Origin of the sequence: Archangium sp. (assembly GCF_036389735.1) — a bacterium.
Classification (GTDB): Bacteria; Myxococcota; Myxococcia; order Myxococcales; family Myxococcaceae; genus Archangium.
In genome coordinates, this window is record NZ_DASVWK010000737.1 from 1 (window position 1) to 12,597 (window position 12,597).

The following is a 12,597-nucleotide window of genomic DNA, read 5'->3' on the forward strand; positions in this document are numbered from 1 at the left end:
AGCTCGGGGACAGGGCCGGGTTGAGCCGCCTGCTGCGTGAGCGCATCACCCGGGAGCCGCGGGGGCTGGTGACGCGCAAGCGCCGGTTGGAGCTGGTGGCCACGCTGGAGGCCCTGGGCGAGGAGGACGCGGTCCTCGCCGAGCTGCGCCAGGCGGTGCGCTTCGAGCCCGGTCACAAGGAGGCGTGGCTGCTGCTCGTGGATCGCCTCATCGCCCTCGAACAGCACGGCGAGGCCGCGTGGGCCCTGGAGCACGCCGCCACCGCCACCGAGGACGACGCCGAGCGCCTTGGCACCTGGGAGCGGCTCGCGCGCTTCTGCCGTGAGGTGCTCGGGGACGAGGCCCGCGCGCGCGTGTACGCCAACCGGGCGGAGAACCTGCGCAAGGCCATCGCGGAGCGCGCGGCACCGGCACTGCACCCCGAGCCGCCGAGCAACTCCCTCCCCAAACGAGAGGTGACCGGGGTTCGCACCGTCGTCCTCGTCCCGCCTCCCGCCGTGATGGAGCTCACCCCCGCGCCGAGCGCCGAGCCCCCCGTCACCCCGCCCGCCTCCGCGCCCACCCTCCTCGAGATGTCGGCGATCGGCGACTTCCCCCCCGAGCCCGAGGTGCGGACGGAGCCCGGAAGGGGGCCCGCGCCCGAGCTTCCCGCCGAGCCCATCTCCGTGGAGAGCACGCGGGTCCTCTCCTGGGTGGCACCTCCGGGGAAGATGGAGCCCGCGCGACGCCGTGCGCGAGGTGGGCCCACCGCGCCCGTGGTGCCTCCCGCCCCCGTCACCGCCGCGAAGTCCGCGCCCGCCCAGGCGGAGGCACGTCCCGCGGCCTTCGAGCGCGTGCGCGAGAGCCCCCTCGATGCGAATGCCTACCGGGAGCTCTCGGCGTTCTTCTCGGCCCGGGGCGACACGGGGCGTGCCTCGCTGATGGCGGAGGTGGCCTCGGCGCTCGCGGGAGAGCGGGACGTCGTGCCGCGGCCTTCACGCCGCCCCCTTACCCCCGAGGAGCGCGCGGGCCTGCGCCACCCCGGCCTGCGCAACCCCGCGGGCGAGCTGCTCGCCTCCGTGGGCCTCGCCCTCTGTCGCCTCTTTCCCACCTTCGGCCGCGCCGCGGGTACCACCGAGCCGCTCCGGTCGGACTTGGGCCCCGGGGCCCGGGCCGCCCAGGAGGTGCTGCTGTCCGTCTCGCGCCTCCTCGACGTGCAGCTCCCCGAGGTCTGTCTCTCCGAGGACGAGGGCCCGCCCTTCACGCTCGTCCACCCGGGTGCCCCGCGCCTGCTGGTGGGACGGCTCGCGGTGCGCCAGGTGCTGCCGGAGCCGGAGCTGCGCTTCTTCGCCGGGCGGGCCCTGTCGGGGCTCGGGCCGGACCTGCTCGCGCTGCGCTGCCTGAAGAAGGATCAGCTCCTGCGCGCGGTGGCCATCCTCGCCTCGGTGCTGAGCGGCGGGACGGTGGTTGGCCCCGAGGCCCGCGTGGTGCGCGATGCGTTGCACCCCAAGTCTCGCGAGCGCGCGTTGCTGCTGCTGGAGTCGGCCCAGCACGACTTCGACGCCGCGGCGCTGGCCGAGGCCGCGCGCCACTCGGCCAACCGCACCGGCCTCGTCGCCTGTGGTGGGCCGGGCCCGGCCGTGGCGGCGCTGCGGGCCCTCAAGTCCAGCGAGCAGGAGCTGGTGGAGCTGGTGCGCTTCGCCGCCTCCGAGCGCTACCTCCCGCTGCGCGGCTGATGCTCAGCGCACCTGCACCTTGAAGGTGAGGGCCAGGAGCCGTCCCTTCTCGCCTCCAAAGTCGTAGTAGTAGGACAGGTCGAGCCCGCCTCCCGGCGTCAGCAGGCCGATGCCCACGCCCACTTCCGAGCCCCGGGTGAAGCCATTCCAGGTGTAGCCCGCGCGCACCGGGAAGCTCTGTCCGAACACGTACTCCAGGCCGCCGCTGTAGGTGAGCGTGGTGCGCTCGTTCGTCGTGAAGTCCGCGCGCACATCGGCCGCGATGGAGAGCTGTCCGGCGAGCACCCCGGCATGGGCCGAGTAGTAGCGGGTGAGCTCGACGTTGCCGGTGCCGATGAGGTTGTGGGCGGAGACACCCAGGGCGAAGGCCTCGCCGGGGCGGAAGAGGACGCCGGCATCGCCGGTGATGGCGTTGGCCTGCCGGGCTCCGCGCATCAGCAGGTAGCGCGTGGAGACGCCAATCAAGAAGCTGTTCGCGATGGGCACGGCCATGGCCACCGTATTGAGGTGCGCGGTGGCGCGCTCGGTGCCCTTGCCCAGGGAGATGAGCTGGTAGGACACCCCGGCGGCCAGCGCGCTGGTGGACGAGTCCGCCACGGCCACCATGCCGGAGGCGTCCTGGCCCACCCAGTCCCAGGCGCCCGTCAGCTCGACGCGGTAGGTGCGGAAGGCGGCGAGGGCGGCGGGGTTGCCGGTGCCCGCCTCGGCGCCCAGGCCCAGGGCGCGCCAGGCACCTCCCATGCCGTAGCCGCGCGCGCTCTGGATGTTGCGCAGATCCTCGGCGCGAGGCTCCCGGGAGGTGTCGGGCTCGGTGCCCTCCTGGGCCCGCGCGAGGAGGGAAAGCGAAAGTGCGAGAAGAAACGTCAGGCGAGGCCACATGGAGCGCGCATCCTAACTGCCTTGATGGAGGGGAGGGCCACCACTACATTCGCCGCCCCATGTCCACCCAAGAGCCCCTGATCCGCAAGTACGTGATGCCGGCCCCCCGGGCCGTCCTCCTCGTCGGTCTCCTGGCGGCGCTGAGCGCGAGCGCGTACGTGCTGCCCGGCGGGTCCATCCTTCGCCGCATGATGGCGGGACGCGAGGACCTTCCGGCCTCCACGTTGAAGGCGGACGGCTCGCTGCACTTCTACGGGCCGGGAGTGAAGGAGGCCGGGGCCGCCCTGGGCCTGCCCACGGACCGCTCCGAGCTGGAGGCGGATGGCACGGTGTTGCTCAAGGTGCCGGGCCGCTGCCGCTTCGAGGCCAGGCCGCTGGAGGGCAACATGGTGGCGGTGGTGTCCTCCGGGGGCCGCAAGCGCGTGGAGGGGACGGAGATTCCGGCGCTGAGCGAGGCGGTGCAGCAGGTGTGCGCGCTGCTGGCGGTGCGCGCGGAGACGCCGGTGGAGGGGCGCGAGCTGGTGGAGGCGCACCTGCGCGCGCTGGGCATCGAGCCGCGCGCCACGTCCCTGGGCCGCTTCGGCGGCGAGGTGGTGTACGTGCTGGGGCAGCAGGGCGAGGGCAAGCCGCAGTTCTGGGTCTATAAGGACGGCTTCCGGCCGGCGCGCGTGCGCTACAAGGACGGCAAGGGCACGCAGTGGGACGTGCGCTTCATCGACTACACCTCGCCGGCCACGAGCGAGCTGCTGCCGCGCACCATGGAGGTGTGGCGCGGCACCGAGCGGGTGATGCGCTTCACCGTCCTCACCGGCGACACGCGGGCGAAGCTCGCCGACACGCTCTTCTGAGCCGCGGCCTCACACCAGCTCCGCCATCGGCAGGGTGAAGGAGAAGGTGCTGCCCTGGCCCGGGGTGCTCGCCACCTCGATGCGCCCGCCATGGGCCTCGACGAGGCCCCGGGCGATGGGGAGCCCCAGTCCGGCGCCCTCCCGCGAGCCCTCCTTCGCCTGCCAGAAGCGCTCGAAGAGGTGCGGCAGGTGCTCGGGAGGAATCCCCGGCCCCGTGTCCACCACGGAGAAGCGCACCAGGCCCTCCTCCCGCCGCGCCCCGAGCGTGATGCTGCCTCCAGCGGGCGTGAAGCGCAGGGCGTTGCCGATGAGGTTGGAGAACACCTGGAGCACCCGGCCGCGATCCGCCATCACCGGGGGGAGCCCCTCTTCCACCTGTCGCTCCAACTGGAGCGAGCGGGCCTCGGCGAGCGGCCGGTGGAGCTCCACCGCCTCGTCCATCAGGCGGACCGCCTCCTCGGGGTGCTGCACCACCGTGAAGCGACCCGCCTCCATCTTCGTCGCGTCCATCAGGTCCTGGATGAGGTGGACGGCCCGGTCCGCCGAGCGCTGGATGACCTCGAGCTGCTTGCGCCATACCGCCCCTTCCTGGGAGGGCGTGCGCTGGAGGCGGCCGGCGGCCAGGGAGATGACGTTGAGGGGGTTGCGCAGATCGTGCGAGACGATGGCCAGCACCTCGTCACGGGCCTGGGTGGCGAGCTGGGAGGCGCGGTAGAGCCGGGCGTTGTCGATGGCCAGGGCGGCGCGGGCGGCGAGCCCCTCGGCCAGCACGAGCTCCGCGGGCCCGTAGCGCCGGCCCGAGTCCGTATAGGCGAGGATGAAGGCCCCCAGCGTCCGCCCGCGCGCGACGAGCGGGATGGTCAGCGTCGAGCGCCAGCCGAGCTTCTGGAGGACGGCGTAGTAGGCATCGTTGTTGGTCGTCGCCCAGAGGAAGGCGTCGGTGACCTCGGGGACGAGCTCCGGCTTGCCGGTGCGCACCACGGCCTGCACGCCCACCGCCGCGTCCGGCGCCACCGGGAGCCGCTCGAGGATGGCCAGCATCGGCTCCTGCGCGGGGTCCTTGTGGGCCATGGCGACGCGGTGTAGCTCCTCGCCCTCGAGCATCGCCACCAGACAGCAGTCCGCCAGACGGGGGACGATGAGCCGGGCGAAGCTCTGGAGCGTGGCCTCGTACTCCAGCGCGGCCACCAGCACCCGGCTGGCGTCGGCGAGGAACTGTTGCGAGTCCTCGGCGCGCTTGCGATCCGAGATGTCGCGCATGATGGTGGAGAGCATCTCCAGCCGGCCGTTGGGGTCCCTGTGGGCCAGCAGCACCTGGGAGACGGGCATCTCCCGGCCGTCCGGGGTGCGGATGAGGGACTCCCCCGTCCACGCACCCTCGCGCACCGCGGTGGACACGCCCTCGGTGAGCAGCCGCCAGGCGGCCCGGGGCGGATGGGAGGAGGCGAGGCGCCAGGCTCCGGCGTCCTCCTTCTCGCTCAGCCCCACCATGCGTCGGCCGGCGCGGTTGAGGTAGAGGCCCCGGCCCTGCGCGTCGGCGATGCCCACCAGGTCCGGCGTGGCCTCCATGATGGAGGTGAGGCGGCGCTGCACCTGCTCCGCCTTCTTCCGCTCCATCACATCCCGCAGGTAGATGGAGACGCCCTCGCCCGTGGAGCTGAGGTGACAGTTGAACCACGTCCCGGCGAGGCTCAGCTCGCAGTCCGCGGAGGTCTGCCCGTCCAGGGTCAGCTGGGTGGCGTTCACCAGTTCGCTCTGCTCGGTCGCGGGGAGCACCTTCTCCAGCCGCCGGCCGAGCAGTTGCTCGCGCGGTTGCCGGAGCACCTCCACCGCGCGACGGTTGACGAAGGTGAGGCGCTGCTCACGGTCCACGACGATGAAGGCATCGGCGAGCTGCTCCAGGATGCCCTCGGCCCGAGCACGCGCGGCCTGCTCGAGGCTGAGCTGCCGCTCCTCTTCCTCGCTCCGGGGCTCCACGCCGCGGAGGGAACAGGCGAAGCCCACCAGCCGGCCGTCCGGGTCATGCAGGGCGGTGAGCACCTGCCGGGCGCGAAAGCGGGTGCCGTCCCGCTTCATCCGCCAGCCCTCCTCCTCGCTGCGGCCCTCCTGCGTGGCGCGCTTCAGGGCCCGCTCCGCCTGCTCCCGTGCGTCGGGCAGGTAGAGGGCCGAGAGGGGTCTGCCCCGCAAGTCCGGCAAGAGGTGTCCGGTGAGCTGCTGGGCCACCCGACTCCAGAGCTGGATGAAGCCCCGCGCGTCCAGGCCGGAAACGGCGCCGTCCTCTCCTTGTTCCAGGAGCAGCAAGGCGAGTTTCTGAGGCGCCACCTCATCTTCCTCCTGCTGGCGCTCTCCCCTGGGTTCCCAGTCTCCAGGAACACCGTGGACCATCTGGGGCAAACGGCACCTTCCTTCCTTCCGGGCAGTGACTTCATCCCCCCAGCCCGCGAACGGGAGGGTGATGCTTCCCAGCAATGAACCGAACATGGCTGGTGGGACATGCCGATGCGCTCGGAAGGCCGGGCCCTCCCCAGGCGAGCGACCTACACCCGTGGCATCCTCCTCCCATGTCCGAGGACGACCGGAAGAGGTGGAACAGCCGCTACCAGGAACAGCCGGGGGCCCGGGAGCCCTCCGCTTTTCTTCGCTCGCTCGCGGGCCAACTCCCGAGCACGGGCCGGGCGCTCGATGTGGCGGGAGGCACGGGGCACGACGCCCTCTGGCTCGCGAGGCGGGGCCTGGACGTCACCCTGGCGGACATCTCGGATGTCGCGCTGGAGCGGGCCGGGGAGGCCGCGCGGGAGGCGGGCGTGGCCCTGAGGCTTCAACGGTTGGACGTGGAGACCGAGCCGCTGCCGCCAGGGCCCTTCCAGGTGGTGCTCTGTCTGAACTTCCTCTGGCGGCCGTTGTTCACCGGCTTCCCCAAGGTGCTCGCGCCGGGCGGACTGCTCGTCTTCTCCCAGCCCACCCGGAGCAACCTGCAACGGCATCCCCACCCGTCCGCACGCTTCCTGCTGGACGAGGGCGAGCTTCCTCGGCTGCTCCACGACCTGGCTGTCGTCTCGTACACCGAGGGATGGACCGAGGAGGGACGACACGAGGCCCGGCTGGTGGCGACGCTCCGGGCACCAGGCAACGCATGACAGCCCGCCGCTTCATGCCCATGTTCCCGGAAACGCATTCATGGGGAGGTGGGGAGATGAACAGAGAGAACCCGGACGAGAAGAAGGTCCCTCAGCAGGGCGCGGCCGAGAACGAGGAGGTCCGCCACAAGGGAGGCGGGCGCTCCACCTCGGAGGAGAAGCAGTCCGGCCCCCAGCCCGAGGGCAACGGCGGCACCGGCCAGCCCGCGGCGTTCCCGCCGCACAACTGAACACGCGCTAGGAGACGGAGAGCATGTCTTCGGATTGGGCGGAAGAGGCGGAGCGGCAGGCGAAGGCCATCACTCGAGACCTCATCGAGGTGGGGCGGGTGAAGGGCTTCCGCGTGACGTACCAGAAGCGGGAGGCGAGATTCGCCCTCCGGGCGGGAACGCTGACGACCTACTTCTCCGCCCATGCCTACGAGAAGCCGAAGGGCATGGACTGGCTCCAGCTGCGGATCGACATCCTCTCGCAGGTCAGACGGGGGACTCGGCAGGACGAGCAGCCCGAGTCCCCCCCGGTACACTGAGCCACTGCTTCGCCTTCAATCTGGCGGCTCCAGGTAACGGCCATCGTCGTCCTGGATGGTGTCTACCGCGCACCCCTTGATTTCATCCGGGGGGGCCGTGGTGGCCTTGCCCGCCTGGGCGGATTTCTCTTCCGGTCGGTCCTGCTCGGTCGCCTGTTCGTCGGGTGCCGGCGCGGCGTTCCGTTCCATCTCCGACTCATTCATGACGTGGCCTTTCTACGTGTGCGTCTCCTGACAAGCTGCACACGAGGGCAGGTCGTGCGCATCCCGAACCGCGGAACAGGTGGAGGGCACACGAGCAGGGGAGCGAGGCTCGAAAGGGCGCGCGTGCCTACCCTCCTGTCATCCAGGGCCCGGGGCGGCGGAGTCGCGGGCCCGTGCAGACACAGGGGGCATGTCCATGTCGAAGATGCTGCTTCACGAGTTGCACCCGGCGGTGGTTCACGCTCCGCTGGCCTTGCTGCCCACCGCGACGGTGGCCGACCTCATCGCGGTCGCGACCGGAGACCGGTCCTGGGCGAAGGTGGGCCGGCGGCTGTGGGTGGCCGGCACGTTGAGCGCGCTCTTCTCGGGGGTGGCCGGACTGGCCGCCTCGCAGGAGGTGAAGCTCCAGGAGCCACGCGCGCGGGACATGGTGTTCCTCCACGGCCTGGGCAATGCCCTCATCACGGTGGGCGCCATCGGCGTGACGCTGTGGCGGCTGGGCCGGCCGCCCTCGGTCGGCCAGTGCGTCATCGGGCTCGTCGCCAACGCGGCGGCCGGCTACACCGCCACGCTCGGCGGCAAGATGGTCTACGAGCTGGGCGTGGGCATCAACCCGATGCCGGTGGACGCCGCGGCGGGCACGCTGAAGGGTCCTCCGCTCCTGTCGCGTGAGGCGCCCAAGGCGCTCGTGCGCGATGCGCTCCTCGGCGTGCGCTGGCTCTACGGCCGTGCGCGGAGCCTCTTCATGGGAGTGCAGCCGCTGGCCTCGGGTGCCAAGGGTTTCGGCGCGGGCACCGAGGTTCCCGTGGTGTCCGGCGAGCCCCTGGCGCATGGCTCCACCGCTCCGTTCTCGGAGCCGCCTCGGGTCTGAAAAACCCTGGTTTCGTGCGAGGGGGTCTGACATTCCGGGCCCCCTCGTTTCCGCCCTGTCAGGTCCTGTCCTGACGGGGTTTTATGTCAGACCCATCGGGTATCTCTGTTGCCCTCACGACGTTGACGGAGAGGGGAACGAGAACGATGAGCACGCCGACGATCGACAACCGCGTGGAGGTGGTTTTCAGCTTCGACACCACGGGCAGCATGTACCCGTGCCTCGCGCAGGTGAGGAAGAAGCTGGGCAGCACCGTGTCGCGGCTCATGAAGGAAATCCCCGGTATGCGCATCGGCATCATCGCGCACGGGGACTACTGCGATGAGGGGTCGACCTACGTCACCAAGGTGCTCGACCTCACGGATGACAAGGACGCCATCGTGCGCTTCGTGGAGCGGGTGGAGCCCACGGGCGGTGGGGACGCGCCCGAGTGCTACGAGCTGGTGCTGCACCAGGCGCGCACGTTGTCGTGGACGCCGGGCTATACGAAGGCGTTCGTGCTCATCGGCGATGACGTGCCGCACGCGCCGGCCCAGAACCCGCGCCGGCTGGACTGGCGCAAGGAGGTGGACGCGCTGGGGAGCCTGGGCATTCCAGTGTACGGGGTGCAGGCGCTCAACCGTGGCCACGCGACGCCCTTCTACGTGGAGCTGGCGCGCAAGTCCGGCGGCTTCCACTTGAGCCTGGACCAGTTCGCGTACATCACCGATACGCTGCTGGCCATCTGCTACAAGCAGTCGGGCGACATCAAGCTCCAGGCGTACGAGACGGAAGTCTCCAACGAGGGCCGCATGAACCGGGGCCTGAACAAGGTGTTCAACACCATGCTCCGGCGCGAGACGCCGTCCGTGTATGGAGAGACGGATCTGCACGCCGTGCCGCCGGGCCGGTTCCAGTTCCTGGACGTGGACAAGGAGTGCGCCATCAAGGCCTTCGTGCTGGAGAACGGCCTGCGCTTCAAGACGGGGCGCGGCTTCTACGAGTTCACCAAGACGGAGACCATCCAGGGCCGCAAGGAAGTGGTGCTGATGGACCGCAAGACGGGCGACCTCTTCAGCGGCGAGCGGGCGCGGGAGATGCTCGGGTTGCCCCCGGGCGAGACAGTGCGCATCCGGCCCGTCAACCTGGAGAAGTACGTGGTCTTCGTGCAGAGCACCTCGGCCAACCGCAAGCTGTTGGGCGGCTCCAAGTTCCTCTACGAGGTCGAGGACTTCGATCGCTCGGCGGAGGGCCGCGTCGCCGCCGCGGCGTGAGCTACCGCACATGCGCGTAGAGGCGCAGCAGCGTGGCCGGTGACATGCCGAGCCGGTACAGCAGCGGGAAGCCATTCACCGCGAGGAAGTAGAACACCGGCCGTGCGAGGAAGCGCCGCCCCGACACGGTGACGCACGCCTCCACCGTGCGGATGCGGCCCTCGCGCCACAGTCGGGTGGACAGCTCCAGATCCTCCATCAGGGGCTGCGCGGGGAAGCCGCCCACGCGACGGAACACGTCGGCGCGGATGAACAGCGCCTGGTCTCCGTAGGGCAGCCGCGTGTACCGCGAGCGCAGATCCGCGAGGTGCAACAGTGGGCCCAGCCACGAGCGGCGGCCCGTGTCGTTCACCGTCCACGTCTTGAACGCTCCGGCCACCACGCCCGGGTCCTCCAATGCGTTCCGCACATGCCGGAGCGCATCGGGAGGCAGGGCCACGTCCGCGTGGAGGAACAGCAGCACGTCACCTCGGGCCGCCTCGGCTCCCGCGTTCATCTGCGAGGCCCGTCCTCGAGGCGCCGAGCGCACGGTGACTCCCGGGTACTCGCGGGCTCGCGCCAGGGTGGCGTCCGTGCTCCCTCCATCCACCACCAGCACCTCGCCGATGTCCGGCCCGAGGGCCGCCAGCTCCGCGAGCCGCTGCCCGAGGCGCTGCTCCTCGTTGAGCACGGGGAGGATGACGGAGATCACCGACGCGGCTCCCGGAGCGCGGCCTCGGTGGCGGGGGCCCGCAGTCGCCCCGAGGCCAGCTCCGCCTCCAGTCGTGCGAGATCCTCCGGCACGTCCACGTCGAAGAACGGCGCCACGCGCGCCACGGTGAGCCCGAGCGACACCAACCGCGCCTCGGTGCTCTCGAGCGTGTGGGCCTGGCTCCAGGGCAGGTTCTCGAAGGCCCCGAGGGGCAGGCGCCGCAGCGCGAGCAGGTAGAAGCCGCCGTCCTCGCTCGGGCCGAACACCGCGTCCGCGTGCGCGAGGCCCGCCCGAGCCGCCTCCAGGTGCTCGGGAGACAGGCCCGGGCTGTCGGCGCCGAGGGCAATGGCCGCCGGGTAGCGCTCCAGGGCTCGCCGGAGGACGCGCTCCATCCGCGCGCCCAGGTCCCCCTCGCCCTGGGGCCAGACCTCCAGCGGACCGGGCAGGAGGCCCTCGGGCCATGGCCCCGGAGACGCGAGCACAGGCACGGCCCACGGTATCCGCGTCACCAGGGCCCACGTGTCCTGGAGGAAGGCACGGGCGAGCCGGGCGGCCCCTTCCGCGCCGAGCGCTGGAGTCAGGCGCGTCTTGGCCTCCCCAGCGCGGGGCGGCTTGGCGAAGACACAGAGGGCGGCCTCGGGAGTCATCGGGCCCATGCGAGCATCATCGGCGCCACGTGAGCAACCGCGAGAGGAAGCCCTTGGCCCGAGGGGTGAGCCTCCGCCGGTTCCACGCATCGCCGAGCCGCTTCAGCACCTCGCCCCGGGTGGGGTAGGGGAGCACGGTGTTGGCCAGCGCGCTCACGCCGAGGCCCATCGTCATCGCCAGTGCCAGCTCGCCGATGTTCTCCCCGGCATGCGCGCCCACCAGTGTTCCGCCGAGCAGCCGGCCCGACTTCTCCTCCACGTGGATGCGCCCGAAGCCCAGGGTGTCTCCCTCCACGAGGGCCCGGTCCATCGAGGACATGGGCACGGTGAGGGTGAGGGCGCCACGGGCCTCGGCCTCGGGCGAGGTGAGGCCCACATGGGCCACCTCGGGGTCCGTGTACGTGCACCACGGAATCACGAGCGCGCTGGCCTTCTTGCGTCCGAAGAAGAGGGCATTCTGGAGCGCCACCCGGGCGAGCGCATCCGCCGCATGGGTGAACTTGAAGCGCGAGCAGATGTCCCCGGCCGCGTAGACACGCGGGTTGCTGGTGCGCAGGTGCTCATCCACCTCGACGCCGTGGGGGCCGTGCTGGACTCCGGCGGCCTCGAGCCCCAGGCCGCCCACCTCCGGCGCGCGGCCGGTGGCCACCAGGAGCGCCTCGCCCTCCACGGCTCCCTCCGTGCCGTCACGCTCGAAGCGCAGGCGCTTCATCCGGCCGTGGGCCTCGACGCGGGTGGCACGGGCTCCGAGGTACAGGGTGATGCCCTCGGCCTCGAAGCGCCGGGCGAGCAGCTCGCCCACCTCCGGGTCTTCCTTCGGCAGCAGCCGGGCCTCGTGGCTGACGAGCGTCACCCGTGCCCCGAGCCGCTGGAAGGCCTGGGCCAGCTCGCAGCCGATGGGGCCGCCTCCGAGCACCACCATCCGGGGTGGCAGCTGGGTGAGGGCGAAGACGCTCTCGTTGGTGAGACAGCCCACCTCCGCGAGCCCGGGGAGGTCTGGAAGGGCGGGGCGGCCCCCGGTGGCGATGAGGGCCCGCGAGAAGGTGAGACGCTGTCCGGCCACCTCCACCGCGTCGGGCGCGACGAAGCGGCCCTCACCGAGGAACACCTCCACGCCCAGGCCGCGAAACCGCTCGGCCGAGTCATGGGGGGCGATGCCCGCGCGCAGCGAGCGCACCCGCTCCATCACCCGGGCGAAGTCCACCCGGGGCTCGCCAGCCTCCACGCCCCAGGCGCTCGCGCCGCGCACGGTGGCGGCCACGCTCGCGGAGGCGAGGAGCGCCTTGGAGGGCACGCAGCCGAAGTTGAGACAGTCACCCCCCATGAGGCGCCGCTCGATGAGGGCCACCTTCCCGCCGAGTCCGGCCGCGCCCGCGGCGGCCACGAGGCCCGCGGTGCCCGCGCCGATGACGACGAGGTTGTAGCGCCCCGAGGGCGTGGGGTTCTTCCAGTCCGCCGGGTGGGTGAGGGCGGAGAGCGCGGTGTCATGCGCGTCTCCCTCGAGCAGGTGCGGAGCCTTCACGGTGGGGTCTCCTTCAGGGTGGCGTCCAGGGCCCGGCGCGCGAGGCGGGTGATGTACACGGTGACGAGGACGGTGGCGGCCAGTCCGCCCCAGAAGAGGAGCTGCCCGTAGGGGCCCGAGTCGGGGCGCTCGCCGCGCGTGAGCTGGGCCACGCTCGTCACCAGGGAGCCGAGGTACACATAAAGCACCGTGCCGGGCAGCATCCCGAGGAGGGAGGCGAGCACGTAGTCCCGGGGGCGGACGCGGGTGAGCCCCAGGGCGTAGTTGAGCAGGTTGAAGGGGAAGAGGGGCGAGAGGCGCA

The 12,597-nt window shown here is 71.7% G+C and carries 13 protein-coding genes and 1 pseudogene; 7 read left to right on the forward strand and 7 right to left on the reverse strand.

Annotation, left to right across the window (positions count from 1 at the left end; genetic code table 11):
• Positions 1–1,715: pseudogene (locus VF794_RS26210) on the forward strand (hypothetical protein); the annotation flags it as partial.
• Positions 1,716–1,718: 3 nt separating this feature from the next.
• On the opposite strand, the gene VF794_RS26215 reads toward VF794_RS26210, so the two are convergent.
• Positions 1,719–2,594 carry a hypothetical protein gene (locus tag VF794_RS26215; protein WP_331115012.1) on the reverse strand — a complete coding sequence of 292 codons (876 nt, stop codon included), beginning with the start codon at positions 2,592–2,594 and terminating at the stop codon, positions 1,719–1,721.
• A gap of 59 nt (positions 2,595–2,653) precedes the next feature.
• On the opposite strand from VF794_RS26215, the gene VF794_RS26220 reads away from it, so the two are divergent.
• Positions 2,654–3,442, forward strand: a complete 789-nt coding sequence (locus VF794_RS26220; RefSeq protein ID WP_331115014.1) for a hypothetical protein — start codon at positions 2,654–2,656, stop codon at positions 3,440–3,442.
• A gap of 9 nt (positions 3,443–3,451) precedes the next feature.
• On the opposite strand, the gene VF794_RS26225 is transcribed toward VF794_RS26220, so the two are convergent.
• Positions 3,452–5,764 carry a PAS domain S-box protein gene (locus VF794_RS26225; protein ID WP_331115016.1) on the reverse strand — a complete coding sequence of 771 codons (2,313 nt, stop codon included), beginning with the start codon at positions 5,762–5,764 and terminating at the stop codon, positions 3,452–3,454.
• Positions 5,765–6,003: 239 nt separating this feature from the next.
• Between VF794_RS26225 and VF794_RS26230 the strand changes: the two genes are divergently transcribed.
• Genes VF794_RS26230 through VF794_RS26240 form a run of 3 tightly spaced genes read left to right on the forward strand, consistent with a single transcriptional unit; the run spans position 6,004 to position 7,108 of the window.
• Entirely contained in the window at positions 6,004–6,579 is a 576-nt protein-coding gene (locus VF794_RS26230) for a class I SAM-dependent methyltransferase (protein ID WP_331115018.1), read from the forward strand.
• A 56-nt stretch (positions 6,580–6,635) separates the two neighbouring features.
• The gene (locus tag VF794_RS26235; RefSeq protein ID WP_331115020.1) at positions 6,636–6,809 is read left to right on the forward strand and encodes a hypothetical protein; all 174 of its coding nucleotides are present in this window, start codon (positions 6,636–6,638) and stop codon (positions 6,807–6,809) included.
• A gap of 23 nt (positions 6,810–6,832) precedes the next feature.
• On the forward strand, positions 6,833–7,108 hold the full coding sequence (locus tag VF794_RS26240; RefSeq protein ID WP_331115022.1) for a hypothetical protein: 276 nt from the start codon (positions 6,833–6,835) through the stop codon (positions 7,106–7,108).
• 15 nt (positions 7,109–7,123) lie between these two features.
• Here VF794_RS26240 and VF794_RS26245 read toward each other — a convergent pair whose 3' ends face one another.
• On the reverse strand, positions 7,124–7,312 hold the full coding sequence (locus VF794_RS26245) for a hypothetical protein (RefSeq protein WP_331115024.1): 189 nt from the start codon (positions 7,310–7,312) through the stop codon (positions 7,124–7,126).
• Positions 7,313–7,508: 196 nt separating this feature from the next.
• On the opposite strand from VF794_RS26245, the gene VF794_RS26250 reads away from it, so the two are divergent.
• Both VF794_RS26250 and VF794_RS26255 read left to right on the forward strand, forming a co-directional pair.
• Positions 7,509–8,183, forward strand: coding sequence for a DUF2231 domain-containing protein (locus VF794_RS26250; protein WP_331115026.1), 675 nt, complete (start codon positions 7,509–7,511; stop codon positions 8,181–8,183).
• Between the two features lie 146 nt (positions 8,184–8,329).
• Positions 8,330–9,436, forward strand: a complete 1,107-nt coding sequence (locus VF794_RS26255) for a hypothetical protein (RefSeq protein WP_331115027.1) — start codon at positions 8,330–8,332, stop codon at positions 9,434–9,436.
• A gap of 1 nt (position 9,437) precedes the next feature.
• On the opposite strand, the gene VF794_RS26260 is transcribed toward VF794_RS26255, so the two are convergent.
• From VF794_RS26260 to VF794_RS26275, 4 genes are all read right to left on the reverse strand, one after another.
• Complete coding sequence (locus VF794_RS26260) at positions 9,438–10,127, reverse strand: TIGR04283 family arsenosugar biosynthesis glycosyltransferase (RefSeq protein WP_331115029.1); 690 nt, start codon at positions 10,125–10,127, stop codon at positions 9,438–9,440.
• A complete protein-coding gene (locus VF794_RS26265) occupies positions 10,124–10,783 on the reverse strand; it encodes a TIGR04282 family arsenosugar biosynthesis glycosyltransferase (protein WP_331115031.1) in 660 nt (219 codons plus the stop codon). The genes VF794_RS26260 and VF794_RS26265 overlap by 4 nt, the downstream gene beginning before the upstream one ends.
• A 7-nt stretch (positions 10,784–10,790) precedes the next feature.
• A complete protein-coding gene (locus VF794_RS26270) occupies positions 10,791–12,296 on the reverse strand; it encodes a mercuric reductase (RefSeq protein WP_331115033.1) in 1,506 nt (501 codons plus the stop codon).
• Positions 12,293–12,597: TVP38/TMEM64 family protein (locus tag VF794_RS26275; protein ID WP_331115035.1), on the reverse strand; the 305-nt coding region annotated here is incomplete at its 5' end. The genes VF794_RS26275 and VF794_RS26270, both read right to left, overlap by 4 nt.

Coding starts and splice junctions, on each gene's coding strand:
- VF794_RS26215 (WP_331115012.1), bottom strand. CDS start 2,594: ATGTGGCCTCGCCTGACGTTTCTTCTCGCACTTTCGCTTTCCCTCCTC.
- VF794_RS26220 (WP_331115014.1), top strand. CDS start 2,654: ATGTCCACCCAAGAGCCCCTGATCCGCAAGTACGTGATGCCGGCCCCC.
- VF794_RS26230 (WP_331115018.1), top strand. CDS start 6,004: ATGTCCGAGGACGACCGGAAGAGGTGGAACAGCCGCTACCAGGAACAG.
- VF794_RS26235 (WP_331115020.1), top strand. CDS start 6,636: ATGAACAGAGAGAACCCGGACGAGAAGAAGGTCCCTCAGCAGGGCGCG.
- VF794_RS26240 (WP_331115022.1), top strand. CDS start 6,833: ATGTCTTCGGATTGGGCGGAAGAGGCGGAGCGGCAGGCGAAGGCCATC.
- VF794_RS26245 (WP_331115024.1), bottom strand. CDS start 7,312: ATGAATGAGTCGGAGATGGAACGGAACGCCGCGCCGGCACCCGACGAA.
- VF794_RS26250 (WP_331115026.1), top strand. CDS start 7,509: ATGTCGAAGATGCTGCTTCACGAGTTGCACCCGGCGGTGGTTCACGCT.
- VF794_RS26255 (WP_331115027.1), top strand. CDS start 8,330: ATGAGCACGCCGACGATCGACAACCGCGTGGAGGTGGTTTTCAGCTTC.
- VF794_RS26265 (WP_331115031.1), bottom strand. CDS start 10,783: ATGGGCCCGATGACTCCCGAGGCCGCCCTCTGTGTCTTCGCCAAGCCG.